Source organism: Rhodococcus sp. JVH1 (assembly GCF_000280725.2).
In the GTDB taxonomy this organism is placed as follows: Bacteria; Actinomycetota; Actinomycetes; order Mycobacteriales; family Mycobacteriaceae; genus Rhodococcus_F; species Rhodococcus_F jostii_A.
Genome location: NZ_CP166289.1, coordinates 7,361,517 through 7,375,055, shown reverse-complemented (window position 1 = coordinate 7,375,055; position 13,539 = coordinate 7,361,517). Strand labels below are relative to the sequence as shown.

Below are 13,539 nucleotides of genomic sequence, written 5' to 3'. Positions count from 1 at the left end.
AGTCACCTGCTTCGGCGGAGGGGGTCGCCGCTACGAAAGTGCAACGAGCGACTTCGTGCCGTCGACCCGGGAGATCCAGCTACCCTCCCAGCAGTGACGCAGGTCACACCAATCCGGGGTTCGGTCGGCGTAACGCTTCCGGCCCTCCCCGACACCGTTCGAATAGCCGCAGACGCTGGGCCCGCGGCACCCGAATGAGGACCACCGATCACCATGAGCACCACACAGCTCCACCCGAACACCCACCCCGCCACCAGCACCTCCCCCTGGAAGCGACTCGCCACCGCCGCCGCCGCGACCGCCGCACTCGGCCTCGTCCCGGTCGCCGCCGCCAACGCCACCACCGCACCGCCGAACGCCGCGCAGCCCGTCGCCGCCGCCGTCACCCACGACAGCCCACTCGACCGCGACAACGACATGCAACAGCAACACCAACACGACCGTCAGCGTGACCAGCGGCAGGACCGCCGCGCCGACACCATCGTCCTCGACCAGATCCTGCTCGACGGCTGGAACAGCAGCACCCCGATGTAGAGCAACCCGGCCGCCGTAACACCCAGGGGAACCGAACAGCGCACAGCTGTTCCCCAACCTGGATTGACGGCCCGCATCCGACATCCCCCGCGTTTTTCGAGACCCCGCGAGAAGGCAACCATGAACACCATCGAACCCCCCTCCACCGAGGCGGTCACCACCACGGCAACAACATTCGGCAGCACCGCCGACCTGACCACCGCGCTGATTCGCGCCGCGACCGCCCACGGTCAACACGAAACGCGCACCGGCACAGCCGATCCGAACTGGCCCGACTGGTACGCCGCCTACATGGTCGCCGAACAGGCAGGGACGGAGCCGCCCCTCTAACCACCCTCCACACCATCGACCGACCCCCCGTCCCCCGCACCACCCACCAAGGAGAACGTCATGTCCACGATCCACCTGCACCAGACCACCACCGCGACACCGGAACAATTCCTCGACGCACTCACCGACTTCGGGCCCGGCCGCCAGGCGATCTTCGGCAACAGCGCCGACGACCACCTCCAGGTACACGAACTCGACACCACCCACGCCGACGTCACCGAAGGCTCCGGCGGGGCCTGGGAACGCCTGCACTACGACTGGACCGACCCCCACCGCATCGTCATGACGACCACCGACTCCAACCTGTGGGGCGCCAACTCCGGCCACACCTACACCCTCACCCCGCGCCCCGACGGCACCACCGACATCGACGCCGTCGTGGTCCGCGACGGCAAAAACCTCAAAGGACGAGCACTCGCAGCCGTGCTCGGCGCCTTCGGCACCCGCGTCCTGGGAAAGGCGTTCGACAACACCATCGCCGCCATCGAAGCCCGCAACCACACCCCACGGCCGGCAAACAACACCTAACCCAGAGGGCGCCGTCGAGCACCGCAAACCCCGGCGCTCGGCGGCGTTCAGGGTCTGGCCTTCGGCCAGCTGGATCGATTCGTCGATCACTCTTGTGCTGCCGGGATTGACCCCGACACGGCAGCCGCTGTCGAGTCCGAAGACGACCGCGGGAACGAGGTCGGTCGCGCAAACCCTATCCAACAGTCTGTGTGCGAGACAGTCTGGGTCACGGTGATCTCGGGTCGGTCCTGAGAACGCGATGTGTCCCAGCACCCGGGGCTTGGAATCTATCGGTCGAATACCCGACAGTTCAGGATCACGGTGGGGCACAGGTGTCCACGGCAGGGGGCGACGCTGGACACAGGGGGTACATCTGCAGGGTCTCCTAAATCCTGCCCGCTCCGTCGGTAAGCGTTCCGTGGCTTCCATGACGGTGTCTATTCGCCGTCGGACCAGCTGACGTGCTGGGTCAGACTCTCGATACGCCAGCCATCCGATGTGCGGAGCATGTAGTTGGTGTACGAGCCTCGCAGCAGGAAGAACCCTCCCTCGGCGCCCTCGCGGTAGTGCTGCGCGTACATATACGAGTAGCAGAGCGCCCGGTCGGAATCGTTTTCATCGAACTCGATGACGTGGTTGGTGCTGAGGTGCTGAGTTGCCGTGTAACCGCCGAGCGCCTCGCGAACAATGCCGACCAAGTCGTCGCGGGCGAAATCTGCTGCAGGCATCCCGTTCTCGGAGTAGTCGGCGTGCACGGGATCGGTGAAGCAGTCGGCGAACATCTCCCAGTCGGCACGGTCCACGGCCATCGCGTATTTGATGACCCGCTCGCTGATGAGGGCGCGGTCTTCGAGCTGGCGAATTCGTGATTCGAGATCGGTGGTCATGGGAAGTCCCTCCAAAGGATCACGCCATTTTCTTCCAAGGCCCCAACCGTACGACTCGAGGACGACTTCGATGCCCGCCCAGCTGCGGCTTCGCGAGTAAGCCATCGAACCTCGACCTCCTCACGTCAATGCCGAGGTCATGGAATTCCTCCCGCTGCGCGCGCGAACCCGATCCCCCCGTCTGCAGCGGCTTGCCGAAGAGGTCGTCACAACGACCATTTCAGTGACTGATCGCTGATCGATGAACGACTGGCGGCAAAGTCGGGAGGGCGCAGTGATGTCGAGCAGACGAGAACCAGCGTGTGGGGTTCGAGGTGGCCAGGGGCAGAAGGGCTCGCAGGCCACGAATGCGCGGGGTGTCTAACTTGTCCGCGGGGCCGCATCCGGCGAGTGCGGTCCTCTGACCAGGTCGGCAGCGCCGGCGGCCACCCACGGAGCCACTACCGCGACGGCCTTGATCGCACCGGACCGTCCGATCAGGCGGGCGCTGCAGATCCCCACCAGGAGGTCGCCGGTGTCACTGGCGAGCCCGGCCCCCGCCCAGCGGCGGAACTCGTCGCGTCGGCCCCGCATCCGGGCGAGAACCGCACCCCCACCGAGGACGAGGTCGCGGACCCCGACCGTCCGCATCAGCAGGGCGTTCGTACCGTTGCCGGCGTCCTCGCGAGGCAACACGACGGTCGGCGCCGCGATGAGCAGCACGCCGACGCCGATCCGGGCGGACGCGAGAAGCAGCGAAATATCGACGCGCGCAGTCATGATGAGGACAATATCGCCAACCGCAACAAGGTGGCGTCGTCGAGTAACCTCCGCAGTAGCCACCGACAACCGTCGTCCTGAGACCAGGTGCGGGCCGAGGCTCGGAATCGCAGTCGCCGCAAGCCGCATCGGCTCCGCCGCCAGCACCTTCCTGCTCCCGATCGTCGTGGCCCAGTACGACGTCAACGTGGCGCTGATCGCGTGCGGCGTCGTGTTGACTCTCGGTGGCCTCATCTGCTGGGCCTGGGCCCCGGAAACCGGTACCGCGTCTCTCGGTGAGGTCGCCGAACAGGCGCAGAAGGAATCCGATGACCACATCCACCACTGACCCGGCCACCCGGCAGCCCGCCCGGATCGGCGCGGCCGCCGCCCGGTCGTGGCTGCTGGTCCCGGCCGACAAACCGCAACGATTCGCCCACGCCGAGCAGGCGAGAACGGACGCGATGATCCTCGACCTCGAAGACGGGGTCGCTGCCGGGCTGGACCACAGCCGCGCCATCGCCGACGCCACCGCACGACTGGCGTTCGGGGTAGGTGACTACCGGTAACACCGGAATCGGCTCCGACCCGCTCGCCCTTGCGCTCCCCCGCTCGGTACTATGTCAGCGAGCAGTCGGAGTGTCCGGTCGGCGATCGTCGGCGTACATAGCTTCGATTCTCGCCTTGATTTCGGCGGTGCTCATCGCGCTGGTCCGCCTCAGCGTTCTAGGTGCGGACACGGAAATCGTCGGAGTCGAGGGTGTCGCCATGAGAATTCTGCCTTCGTCGCTTTGTGGGGGCGCCGCCGTGAGCGGTCGCGTGGTTTTCAGCAACCACGCACACATGTGATCTGATTCACACGCAGATGCGTTACATCTTCCGGTACCCCGCGACGACTGAGTGCATTCGTACACCGGGCCTTCGCCGCCCCGGCACTCCGTGCAGCACGCCAAGAGCACTTCCGCACTGTTCAGGGACCTGAATAGGCCGGGACATCGGCGGTCGCCCGTGAAGCCGGCGATCGTCGCCGGCATCATCTTGCTGGTCGTGGCGCACCCGGGTGAGAGCTTGTCCGATCTCGAGCGACCAAAGGGGTGGGACCTGCCGAGTTCGAGAAGGGTCCGCAGGTACGCGACTTCCGCTTCGGTCGTCACTTCGTCGAGGTGGGCACCGATAAACTTCGTAATGTGCCATCCCGCAGCATCTTTCAAGTAATTCGATCACGACGCCCCCGAAGTGCTCCCACCCCCGAGCGTGCCCGTCCAGCAGTCGCGCAAGCTGGCTACGCCTACGTCACGCACAGAGTAACCATCGAGCTCAGACTGATCAGGAATCGAGAAGCGACCACCCACGTGCGGCATTAACGTCACTCGCATGAACATCGAATCCCTCGCCCTCGAATCCCCCGACCCCACCACCGCGAAAGTCTTCCTCGCCGCCCTAGGCGTCGACGAACACATCAGTGCCCGCGACACGGACGCACCGACCACCGGCTTCCGCGGTTACACCCTCTCGCTCGTCGTGTCCCAGCCGAACATTGTCGACGCCTACATCGGGGCTGCCCTCGAAAATGGCGGAACCACAGTCAAACCAGTCAAGAAAAGCCTGTGGGGGTACGGCGGTGTCGTGCAGGGCTCCGACGGAGCGCTCTGGAAGGTCGCGACATCGTCGAAGAAGAACACCGGGCCGGCGACCCGGCACATCGACGACCTCGTCCTGCTGCTCGGCGTCGAAGACGTCAAAGCCAGCAAGCAGTTCTACCTCGACCACGGGCTGGAAGTGACGAGAAGCTTCGGTCGCAAGTACGTCGAGTTCGCCACCGGCCCGAACGTCACGCTCGCACTCTACGGGCACCGCGCCCTCGCGAAGGACGCCGGCGTCTCCCCCGACGGCACGGGCGCCCACCGGATCGTCATCGGCGGCGACGCCGAACCCTTCACCGACCCCGACGGCTTCACATGGCACACAGTGTGAATCGGAGAAGTTCTCGGGTGCGGGCGCGACCTGGAACCGGTGCTTGTCGTCACCGGTCCAGGCCGCCGACACCGACCACCCCAAGCCTTTCCACCGGAAGCGCGCGACGGCAGGTGCCACCACGCATCCAGTTCGGTCGACACGGAAAAACGCATGTGGCGTGGATCACATACCCGCAATGCGACCGACCGGCCGATTTACCATTTCCTCGCGCCAGTACAGACCGAGGACAGATCGCCGATGCAATCTCCGACGCCCGAGAAGACATTGGCCAAGGCAAACCACCCAGGCGCACCGGCGCGGACCCGGCCGTCCGATGGAGAGCGCGGCGGCGGCTTGTTGCACGTCCCGGCGAGGCCCGGCCGGAGCGGAGAACACTCCGACCGGGCCGCTTCGGCTCACAGAGGGGTTCACCGCACTCCCGGACGATTCCAGGACGCGCATGCCACGGCAGTCGAGAGGCTCCGGAGACACGGAAGCTGGATAGCCCGAACCAGAGTTCGCGCGGTCCCGGTCTGCGCCGTCCTCACCCGATACAGATGAGTACACCCACAACCACGACTGCGACCAGCGAGGCTCCGCCGCAGATCAGCCACGCCCGCGTTGCGAGCTGCCGCCACTGATCGCACCGACCAGCCACTTCCGCGACCGCGACCGATCGCCCCATGTCCGCGTCGGAAGGCTGCGGCCCCGAGAGGCGGCGGGCCTTCGCATCCGCCCGTGCCGCCACAGCGAACGAGACGGGGACCACCAGCAGCGCAATCACCAGTAGGCCAACCATCGCACCCGTACTCGTCCCGAGCATTCCCATTCTTCCTTCCACACCACACGACGCCCGTGCCTGGTGCCGTAAATCGATCACCGGCCCCACGGGCACAACCAATCCCCCGTCAGCTATATCGCCGAACCGCCGCCCGGTGTTGCACTCCGGCCTACCGGCACCGGCGAAGGACCATAGGCCACAGGTGCCTATACACCCGGTATCGGGAACTTCCACATCGCCAGGACGATTACGCCCATGACCAGTCCGGCACACACCACGGTGCCAACGACACTGACACGCAACGCATCCAGTAAATCGGCTCCCAGTTTCTTGCTGATCCGTGCCATCACGATTCTTCCTTCACGTGCAGAGATTCCCGACCGCCACGTCGATGACGGTGCACCACACACAATCGTCCGACGTCGACACCTGCACAACGGCCGAATCACCTACACCCATACCCGCTTTTGGGTCCCATGCAGGGGTGTAACCACACCTCATTCCCGATCACCATGCTTCCCGAGAGAATGTGCCGTGTTCTACGTCACACCGCTGTGCCTGTTCTTTGCATACCGAGCAGTACGCTGCGCAGGCACCGAATGATCCGCGAGCAACTCGCCGCGTGCCTCGATTCCGCAGACAGCTCCGAACGACGGCCGGACATACTGCGGCACAGCCGCATCCGCGTACCGATATGTTGAATTCCCACACGATGAATTGAGAATTTCGTCCGATACCGCAGGACTCCCGCCGATCAGAATTACCAATTCACGCATACGCCTTATACAAACCCGAAAACACTTACTGGTCGGTAATACTGAGTGAAGAAAATTATGCAATGGCGTAGATCACACTCCCTGGACTTCCGCGCCCCGGCTCACGAAGATCACTAATGCGCCGCTCGTCACTACGCGCGGTTTGTCCGTGTAGCGCCCCTGCCAGCTGACACCGATCGTTGGCGGGGGCTGCGCTTGGCTGCGCCACAAGATATCCGGCGTCGCCACGCTCCCGGACACCCCCTTTACCCGCGCGACTCCTGGACAACGAACCAGTCACCGGCGCCCGCAATCACGTCCTGCTCACTCCTGCCCGCATGCCCTGCCTCGCGCCCAACACCCCGTCCGCGTTTGCCCGGTACGCCACCGGGGGATGCTCCCGGGAAGGACGACCCCGTCGTCGAATCACGCGAGAGAGGCAGTTCGATGAACGCTGTCACGACCGGCATCGTTGCAGGTGCCGCAGGCACCACGATGCTCGACGCCGTCACTTACCTGGACATGGCGATCCGCGGCCGCCCCGCAAGCACCATTCCGGAGAAGACGGTCGAGTCCGTTACGACCGCTCTGGGCGTCGCGATACCGGGTCGCGGTGACGCGCTGGCGGCGCGACGGTCGGCGTTCGGTGCGCTCGGTGGGATCGCCGTCGGCACCGGACTCGGCGTTGCCGCCTCCCTCGTCCGCCGCGCCGGCGCCCATCTGACCCCTGCCGCCGGAACGATCGGGATCGGTCTCGCCGCGATGGCAGCCACCGACATCCCGATCGCCCTGCGCGGCATCAGCGACCCGCGGCAGTGGACCGCCCAGGACTGGCTCAGCGACCTCGTGCCACATCTCGTCTACGGCGCCACCGTCACCACAGTCCTGCGGCAACAGGACGTGGCGACGGGACACCAGAGGGACCGGGCGGCGGAACGGTCGAGCACTGTCCGGTCGGCCGTCATCGGCGTGGCCAGCGGTCTCCGCAGTTCCACGGGCATCGCGGCGGCACTGCTGTCGGGCGCCCCGGGCTCGGCGCACCGGGCCCGCCTCGTTGGCGCGACGGCGCTCGTCGGCGGCGAACTGGTCGCCGACAAGAACCCGAACGTACCGTCGCGCCTCTCCCAACCCGCGCTCACCGGACGCCTCATCGCAGGCGGCGGAGGCGCCGCGGCGCTGGCCCACCGCGACCGGGTCGACACGGCGTCAGCCCTGATCATCGGAACCGTCGGTGCCCTCGCCGGCTCCTACGGCGGCGCATGGTGGCGGCAGTGGGCAGGCCGGCGGATGCCGGACTGGCAGGCCGCGCTCGCCGAGGATGCTGTGGCGCTCACCATGGCGGCGGCCGCACTCCGACGTCCCGCGCGGTCCTCGTCGGTCAGCGCGTCGAGGTAAACGCCGCACCATCCCGCCGGACAGGGCTCGGCTTCACGCTCTGATCGTCGATATCCCGCATCGTGACGTCGGACAAAGCCGGTCATTCGTGCGGGGATGGATCGACCACCTCGCATTCCTATCGCTCGATCCGAAATCACCGTTGTCCCCCGATTGGGGGACAACGCATTTATCCTCCAATGGGCCCGGCCGGCGGACAGACGGCCGAGCTGCGGCGAGTCATTGTTGTCAGGCGCCGGAAACGTTCCGACGCATACCGGCCAGGGCCCGGGATGCGACAGCGGTGCAATTGCGATCGCGAAAGCCGCCGCCGCGTCGATCGTGGTCGGACAACCCGAGGCCGAGGGGACGACCGTGGGACCGCCGGTGTCACAGACACAGTTCGACAAGGTGCAGCGCCTGATCCAGACCGGCATCGATGAGGGCGGCACACTCGTCGCTGGTGGGGTCGGTCGCCCGGCAGGACTGTCCACCGGTTACTTCCTCCGGCCCACCGTCTTTGCGGACGTGACGAACGATATGACCATCGCGCGCGAGGAGATCATCGGCCCGGTCATGATGCTCATCGGCTACGACGACGAGGCCGACGCAATCCGCATCGCGAACGACACCGCCTATGGGCTGTCCGGGATGGTGTCGTCAAGCAATTCGGAGCGGGCGCGGAATGTGGCCCGACAGCTGCGGACGGGAATGGTTCATCTCAATGGTGCTCCGCTGGCCTTCGATGCGCCGTTCGGCGGTTACAAACAGTCAGGCAACGGCCGGGAGTTCGGCAAGTTCGGCCTGATGGAATACCTCGAGGCCAAGACGATCTTCGGCGACAACGACTAACCAGAACCGGCCGTGAACGGCGCCCGCCAGAGTGTCCGGGAATGAGTAACGCGGAGGCGGCGGGATGTGAACACGGGTCTTCGGCACGAACGCAAGAAGAGACGGGAGGCTGATCGTGAATGCGATCATGTGGATGGGCGTGGCCGGAATAGTGGGCACGGCCCTCTCATCGTGGATCACCGAACGGTTGCGCAGCAAGACTGCGCGGCGAGACCAACTCGTGAAGCTGCTGCTCGCGATCTACGCCGACCTGCTGAGAGCGACGGCCCGCCTCGCCACAACCGCAACGACTTCGGCTGCATCGCACCCGAATGACGCCGGACAGATCGGCGGTGACGAATTCGATTCTCTACTCGGCCAGGCGCGGGTCGTCGCCAGCGAGGATGTCTACCGACGACTCACCGAGCTGTCGCAGCTCAGGGAAATGTTCAACCAACACCTCGTGGAGGCCGAGCCGCGCCCGGTCTTCCCCCACCGGCAACACCTGCACGATGGCGCAGTGAACGGCCCGTTGCGTCTCCAGCATCGGAAAACGCTCACCGATATCGCGGGCGGTATCGCGGTGGCTCACGGGCGAGTCCAGGACGCGATCCGTCACAAGATGAATCGGTGACCGTCGATCCGATCCCACATCGCTGGGTGGTCGTCAGCTCGCGAGCTCACGAGGACGAGCGAACACATCCACCAGCGCACCGTTGCGCCATACCGTGATCTCGATCTGCCGGTCGATCGCATCCTCGACCATCAACCGCTGAACGGCAGTCGTCGTCACGATCGGCTTGCCGTCGAGTTCGACCATGATGTCCCCACGTCGCAACCCTGCCTCGGCGGCGGGGCTGCGCGGGGAGACACCGGCAACCTGCAAACCGGTCTTCGACCCGATCCGCCCCTGTAGCTTCGGGGGCAGCGGAACCTGCATGCCCGCGATCCCCAACCAGGCCCTACGCACCCGGCCCGCCGATACCAACGCGACGATGATCTGCCTCGTCGTCGAGTTGATCGGCACCGCCAGACCCACCCCCATTCCGGCGACAGCGGTGTTCACCCCGACCAGCCGGCCCGCACTGTCGGCCAACGCGCCACCGCTGTTCCCCGGATTCAGCGCCGCATCGGTCTGGATCACCTCATCGATCACCCGCCCCGACTCCACCGGCAACGAGCGTCCCAGCCCGGACACGATGCCCGCCGTCACACTGCCCGCCAGACCCAGCGGGTTCCCCAACGCGACGACCAACTGCCCCACCCGCAGCGACGCGGCGTCACCCAACTCCACCGGAGCAGGCACATCGCCCCGAGCACGCAGCACAGCGAGATCGGACAACGGATCGCGCCCCACCACGTCGGTGCGGACAACAGTTCCGTCGGTGAACGCCGCCTCGGCCCCGCTCGCTCCCGCAACCACGTGCGCACTCGTCAGCAACAGCCGGTCATCGGTGATCACACTCGCGCTGCCCGACCCGCTCCCTCGTGACGTCCGCACAACCAGGCTGGCCACACTCGGCAACACCGCATCGGCAACCGAGATCACCGTCCTCGAGTACCCGTCCAACTCCTCCAGTTCGCCCATACCCACTACAGCGCCGGCACACGACCACCTATGCCCCTGTTCGCTCCCAGCTGACCACCCGACGAAACTCTCCGCGCGTTTCCTCCACGAGCGCTAACATCCCCGATCGTGACAACACTGCGCGACGTGCCGATGACACTATTGCGAATCAATTACCAATTACTACGTATCCCTTTACAATTCGTGGAGCACATCGCGATCACGCAACTCGACGAACGGGCACCCGCGCGCCTCGCCTACGAACAGTTGCTCATTCAGTGCGATCGAGCGGCCGGCTACTTTCTCGACGACGAGAACGCCAACGGCCGTGCAGCAGAACTGCACCGACATACGACTGCCGTCCGGGCCGGAATCGCCCGTCGACACCGCCGAGTAGACGCCGAGAGCGCGACCCTGCTGGATCTCCAGCGTGCACGGTTCCACCGGCGCCGCCAACCCCGCAGAAACACCGACCCCGCGTGACCGCGGGGTACGAGGCCGACCACTCACCGGCAGAGGCTGCGTTCGGCGGCGGCGATCAGGGTGCGGGAGACGTCGTCGACGGGGAGATTCCGCCCGGTGTAGAGCTGGTCGAAGCTGTCGAAGCTCGCCAATAGCCAGAGGAGGTCTGCGGCCTCGTCGACGGTGACCTCCGGCCGCAGAACCTCGTGCTTGGCCAGTCGCTGGGCGAGGTGGGCCATCCCGCCGGCCCGGTTCTCCTCGATCCGCGCGATGGCCCCGCCGACCGCATCCGCGTCGAGTTGGGCCATCGAGAACAGTGCCCGGAAGACGTCGCGGTGGGCCGCGAACATCCGGACACCGGCGTCTGCTGTGCCGGTTCGCGGCGACCGAATTCCGGACCACCCTCACGCTGCATGCCGCGAACGCCGACATCCACCTGGCTAAGAATTCGCGGTCGCGATCCCATGAGACTTCTCGGACTGGTCTCGCCCCAGCCAGGTGCTCTGTCCTGCGACCGGCGTGAGGGCAGAGCGCGTCGATGCATGAAATGCCTATCCCGCCGACCGAGATGGGAGAACAATCATGTTAGTGAGCCCACTGGGACGGATCGGCCGAGCGCTCCTCGCGTTCGCGCTGGTGGTTGTCATCGGGACGGTCGGCTACATCGACCTCGGATTCGGGATCCTGGATGCGCTCTACCAGACCGTCACGACGATCACGACCGTGGGATTCCGCGAAGTGCACCCGCTGACCGGGATCGGACAGTTGTTCACCATCATGCTGATCCTGGCGGGTGTGGGTACCGCGCTCTACATGTTCGGCGTCCTCCTCGAGGCGCTCATCGAAGGCCACTTGCGCCACCACATGGAAAGACGGCGAATGGACCGACGCATCAGCCGGATGACCGGCCACATCATCATCTGCGGATGGGGCCGGGTGGGCACTGCGAGTGCGCAGTATCTCGACTCGCTCGGCCGGGAGATCGTCGTCGTCGACCGCGACCCGGAGAGGCTGCGAGATCTCGATCACCCCACCGTGATCGGAGACGTCACCGACGACCGCATTCTCGAAGCCGCCGGCATCGCGCACGCGCACGCGTTGATCTCCGCACTCGACACCGACGCCGACAACGTCTACGTCACCCTGTCTTCCCGGGCACTGCGCCCCGACCTCACCATCATCGCCCGCGCCCGCAACGAGGGGTCGATGTCGAAACTGCTACGCGCCGGCGCCAACCGGGTAGTCAACCCGCAGCTGATCGGCGGGCGCAGAATGGGATCCTTCGCACTGCAGCCGCATGTGGCCGAATTCTTCGACGTGGTGATGCACGACGAAAGCCTGGACTACCGTATGGAAGAGATCATCCTCTCCCCCACCTCACCGTGGGCGGGATCCACGCTCGCACAGATCGGTGTTCAACAGGCGAGCGGCGCGCTGCTTCTCGCGATACGAACTGTCGCTGGACAATTCATCGCCAATCCGGTGCCCTCGCTCCGAGTCGAGCCCGGAACAATCCTGATAGCCCTCGGCACACCCGACGAACTCGATGCGGCGCGCCACCACGTCAATCCGTGATGCCGGAAACGCGTTCTCACCGTCCGCCGGCCACGAGGGCCACCCGCCGCTGTGCCTGACCGGCACCCGCTCAGTCGGCCGGTAATCGCCAAAGGTCGGCCCGGATACCATTCCCGCATGCTCACTGCCGTGTTGTATGGACTGGGAACTGCACTACCTTTGCTGATCGGGGCCTGCGTCGGCCTCCGCTACAATTTGCCCAGACCACTACTCGCCGCGCTGATGGCCTTCGGGGCCGGCACCATGGTTGCAGCGGTCTCCACCGAGCTGTTCCAGCCCGCCTTCGAGACCGAAGGCATCTGGGGCGCAGGCGCGGCACTGTTCGCGGGCGCATTGGTCTACGTACTCGCAGACCACCTGATCGAGAACAAGCTCGGCGCTGGTGCCCTCGGGTGGGCTCTGATGCTCGGTGCGCTGCTTGACGGCGTACCGGAAAATACGGCGCTGGGCGTCACCCTCGGCGGCACCGGCGGAGTTGTGCTGCTCGTCGCGGTCGCGGTCGGCAACGTCCCCGAAGCCGTCGCCGGGGCGGCGTCGATGCGTGCCCAGCCCGGTTTCAACCGTCGGCGGGCCTTCGCCGTGTGGGCAGCGACCGCAGCGCTACTCGTCCTCGTGGTGATCGGGGCGAACCTGGTGTCCGACCGGATCTCCGATGGTGCGATCGCCACCATCCAGGCGTTCGCCGGCGGCGCGACGATCGCCGTGCTGGCGGATTCGTTGATGCCCGAGGCCTATCGGGAGGGTGGTTGGTGGGTTGGTCTTTCCACCGCGCTGGGATTCCTCGTGGCATTCGGCCTCGGGGCGTAGGCCACCGCCACGTCGGACCGGGGCAGGACGGTGCCCATGCAGCTCCGTTCTGGGCTCGCAACAGATCTCGGGCCCTGGAGAACCATCACCGAGGCGGCTCCCCCAAGCCGAGTGGTCCGTCGCCGAACCGGTGTTTACGATACTGCCGTCCCGGCAACCACTGACGGTATGGAGCATCGCTGTTTGCGGCGATCGCCGATGTCACCAATGCCGCTCGCCGAGTGTGCCGTCAATACGGCCGGCATAGTCCAATAGTCGGGCCCCGCCGAAGGGGCCGATTCTGCCCCCAGCACGGACATTGACTCGGTGGCCGGCGACAATATCGTGTGGTTCGTCCCAGCACCCATACCTCAACGTAAAAAAAGTGAACGCGCAATGTGGCTAGCTGCACGATCGGCGTATTCACCCGCATGATTACCCGCGCATGCACGG

The 13,539-nt window shown here is 65.8% G+C and carries 17 protein-coding genes and 1 pseudogene; 12 read left to right on the top strand and 6 right to left on the bottom strand.

Annotated elements, in window-relative coordinates; translation table 11 throughout:
* The first annotated feature begins 213 nt into the window (after positions 1–213).
* The 3 genes from JVH1_RS34650 to JVH1_RS34640 all read left to right on the top strand — a co-directional run bounded on the left by JVH1_RS34650 (position 214) and on the right by JVH1_RS34640 (position 1,392).
* Complete coding sequence (locus JVH1_RS34650; protein WP_009473265.1) at positions 214–534, top strand: hypothetical protein; 321 nt, start codon at positions 214–216, stop codon at positions 532–534.
* Between the two features lie 120 nt (positions 535–654).
* On the top strand, positions 655–864 hold the full coding sequence (locus JVH1_RS34645) for a hypothetical protein (RefSeq protein WP_009473266.1): 210 nt from the start codon (positions 655–657) through the stop codon (positions 862–864).
* Between the two features lie 60 nt (positions 865–924).
* Positions 925–1,392 carry a hypothetical protein gene (locus JVH1_RS34640; protein ID WP_009473267.1) on the top strand — a complete coding sequence of 156 codons (468 nt, stop codon included), beginning with the start codon at positions 925–927 and terminating at the stop codon, positions 1,390–1,392.
* 419 nt (positions 1,393–1,811) lie between these two features.
* Here the strand turns inward: JVH1_RS34640 and JVH1_RS34635 are convergent, their stop codons facing one another.
* Positions 1,812–2,261 carry a nuclear transport factor 2 family protein gene (locus tag JVH1_RS34635; protein ID WP_009473268.1) on the bottom strand — a complete coding sequence of 150 codons (450 nt, stop codon included), beginning with the start codon at positions 2,259–2,261 and terminating at the stop codon, positions 1,812–1,814.
* A gap of 360 nt (positions 2,262–2,621) precedes the next feature.
* The gene (locus tag JVH1_RS34630) at positions 2,622–3,020 is read right to left on the bottom strand and encodes a hypothetical protein (protein ID WP_009473269.1); all 399 of its coding nucleotides are present in this window, start codon (positions 3,018–3,020) and stop codon (positions 2,622–2,624) included.
* A gap of 166 nt (positions 3,021–3,186) precedes the next feature.
* Between JVH1_RS34630 and JVH1_RS34625 the strand changes: the two genes are divergently transcribed.
* The 3 genes from JVH1_RS34625 (at position 3,187) to JVH1_RS34615 (ending at position 4,973) form a co-directional block, all read left to right on the top strand.
* Positions 3,187–3,348 carry a hypothetical protein gene (locus JVH1_RS34625; RefSeq protein WP_009473270.1) on the top strand — a complete coding sequence of 54 codons (162 nt, stop codon included), beginning with the start codon at positions 3,187–3,189 and terminating at the stop codon, positions 3,346–3,348.
* Positions 3,329–3,568 (top strand): citrate lyase subunit beta, encoded by a 240-nt coding sequence (locus JVH1_RS34620; RefSeq protein WP_009473271.1) that lies wholly within the window; start codon positions 3,329–3,331, stop codon positions 3,566–3,568. Before JVH1_RS34625 ends, JVH1_RS34620 begins: the two co-directional genes overlap by 20 nt.
* Before the next feature lie 805 nt (positions 3,569–4,373).
* Positions 4,374–4,973 (top strand): glyoxalase, encoded by a 600-nt coding sequence (locus JVH1_RS34615; RefSeq protein WP_009473273.1) that lies wholly within the window; start codon positions 4,374–4,376, stop codon positions 4,971–4,973.
* 526 nt (positions 4,974–5,499) lie between these two features.
* On the opposite strand, the gene JVH1_RS34610 is transcribed toward JVH1_RS34615, so the two are convergent.
* A complete protein-coding gene (locus JVH1_RS34610) occupies positions 5,500–5,778 on the bottom strand; it encodes a hypothetical protein (protein ID WP_009473274.1) in 279 nt (92 codons plus the stop codon).
* Between the two features lie 164 nt (positions 5,779–5,942).
* Positions 5,943–6,086 carry a hypothetical protein gene (locus JVH1_RS34605; RefSeq protein ID WP_009473275.1) on the bottom strand — a complete coding sequence of 48 codons (144 nt, stop codon included), beginning with the start codon at positions 6,084–6,086 and terminating at the stop codon, positions 5,943–5,945.
* A gap of 852 nt (positions 6,087–6,938) precedes the next feature.
* Between JVH1_RS34605 and JVH1_RS34600 the strand changes: the two genes are divergently transcribed.
* From JVH1_RS34600 to JVH1_RS34590, 3 genes and pseudogenes are all read left to right on the top strand, one after another.
* Complete coding sequence (locus JVH1_RS34600) at positions 6,939–7,886, top strand: hypothetical protein (protein ID WP_009473277.1); 948 nt, start codon at positions 6,939–6,941, stop codon at positions 7,884–7,886.
* 285 nt (positions 7,887–8,171) lie between these two features.
* Positions 8,172–8,717, top strand: a pseudogene (locus JVH1_RS34595) (aldehyde dehydrogenase family protein); the annotation flags it as partial.
* Between the two features lie 220 nt (positions 8,718–8,937).
* Positions 8,938–9,330, top strand: coding sequence for a hypothetical protein (locus JVH1_RS34590; RefSeq protein WP_237735096.1), 393 nt, complete (start codon positions 8,938–8,940; stop codon positions 9,328–9,330).
* Positions 9,331–9,363: 33 nt separating this feature from the next.
* Here JVH1_RS34590 and JVH1_RS34585 read toward each other — a convergent pair whose 3' ends face one another.
* Positions 9,364–10,284: a S1C family serine protease gene (locus JVH1_RS34585; RefSeq protein ID WP_009473280.1), complete on the bottom strand. Its 921-nt coding sequence runs from the start codon at positions 10,282–10,284 to the stop codon at positions 9,364–9,366.
* A 132-nt stretch (positions 10,285–10,416) separates the two neighbouring features.
* On the opposite strand from JVH1_RS34585, the gene JVH1_RS34580 reads away from it, so the two are divergent.
* Positions 10,417–10,746, top strand: coding sequence for a hypothetical protein (locus JVH1_RS34580; RefSeq protein ID WP_029538206.1), 330 nt, complete (start codon positions 10,417–10,419; stop codon positions 10,744–10,746).
* A gap of 23 nt (positions 10,747–10,769) precedes the next feature.
* Here the strand turns inward: JVH1_RS34580 and JVH1_RS34575 are convergent, their stop codons facing one another.
* On the bottom strand, positions 10,770–11,075 hold the full coding sequence (locus JVH1_RS34575; protein WP_009473282.1) for a hypothetical protein: 306 nt from the start codon (positions 11,073–11,075) through the stop codon (positions 10,770–10,772).
* A 232-nt stretch (positions 11,076–11,307) separates the two neighbouring features.
* Between JVH1_RS34575 and JVH1_RS34570 the strand changes: the two genes are divergently transcribed.
* Together JVH1_RS34570 and JVH1_RS34565 are read left to right on the top strand one after the other, a co-directional pair.
* The gene (locus JVH1_RS34570; RefSeq protein WP_009473283.1) at positions 11,308–12,300 is read left to right on the top strand and encodes a TrkA family potassium uptake protein; all 993 of its coding nucleotides are present in this window, start codon (positions 11,308–11,310) and stop codon (positions 12,298–12,300) included.
* A 117-nt stretch (positions 12,301–12,417) separates the two neighbouring features.
* Positions 12,418–13,107 (top strand): ZIP family metal transporter, encoded by a 690-nt coding sequence (locus tag JVH1_RS34565; protein ID WP_009473285.1) that lies wholly within the window; start codon positions 12,418–12,420, stop codon positions 13,105–13,107.
* Positions 13,108–13,539 lie beyond the last annotated feature (432 nt).

What these genes read in the sequence shown, in the direction of transcription:
- JVH1_RS34645 (WP_009473266.1), top strand. Translation starts at nt 655, where the DNA reads ATGAACACCATCGAACCCCCCTCCACCGAGGCGGTCACCACCACGGCA.
- JVH1_RS34565 (WP_009473285.1), top strand. Translation starts at nt 12,418, where the DNA reads ATGCTCACTGCCGTGTTGTATGGACTGGGAACTGCACTACCTTTGCTG.
- JVH1_RS34580 (WP_029538206.1), top strand. Translation starts at nt 10,417, where the DNA reads ATGACACTATTGCGAATCAATTACCAATTACTACGTATCCCTTTACAA.
- JVH1_RS34600 (WP_009473277.1), top strand. Translation starts at nt 6,939, where the DNA reads ATGAACGCTGTCACGACCGGCATCGTTGCAGGTGCCGCAGGCACCACG.
- JVH1_RS34575 (WP_009473282.1), bottom strand. Translation starts at nt 11,075, where the DNA reads ATGTTCGCGGCCCACCGCGACGTCTTCCGGGCACTGTTCTCGATGGCC.
- JVH1_RS34610 (WP_009473274.1), bottom strand. Translation starts at nt 5,778, where the DNA reads ATGCTCGGGACGAGTACGGGTGCGATGGTTGGCCTACTGGTGATTGCG.
- JVH1_RS34570 (WP_009473283.1), top strand. Translation starts at nt 11,308, where the DNA reads ATGTTAGTGAGCCCACTGGGACGGATCGGCCGAGCGCTCCTCGCGTTC.
- JVH1_RS34585 (WP_009473280.1), bottom strand. Translation starts at nt 10,284, where the DNA reads ATGGGCGAACTGGAGGAGTTGGACGGGTACTCGAGGACGGTGATCTCG.
- JVH1_RS34635 (WP_009473268.1), bottom strand. Translation starts at nt 2,261, where the DNA reads ATGACCACCGATCTCGAATCACGAATTCGCCAGCTCGAAGACCGCGCC.
- JVH1_RS34615 (WP_009473273.1), top strand. Translation starts at nt 4,374, where the DNA reads ATGAACATCGAATCCCTCGCCCTCGAATCCCCCGACCCCACCACCGCG.
- JVH1_RS34620 (WP_009473271.1), top strand. Translation starts at nt 3,329, where the DNA reads ATGACCACATCCACCACTGACCCGGCCACCCGGCAGCCCGCCCGGATC.
- JVH1_RS34630 (WP_009473269.1), bottom strand. Translation starts at nt 3,020, where the DNA reads ATGACTGCGCGCGTCGATATTTCGCTGCTTCTCGCGTCCGCCCGGATC.
- JVH1_RS34650 (WP_009473265.1), top strand. Translation starts at nt 214, where the DNA reads ATGAGCACCACACAGCTCCACCCGAACACCCACCCCGCCACCAGCACC.
- JVH1_RS34640 (WP_009473267.1), top strand. Translation starts at nt 925, where the DNA reads ATGTCCACGATCCACCTGCACCAGACCACCACCGCGACACCGGAACAA.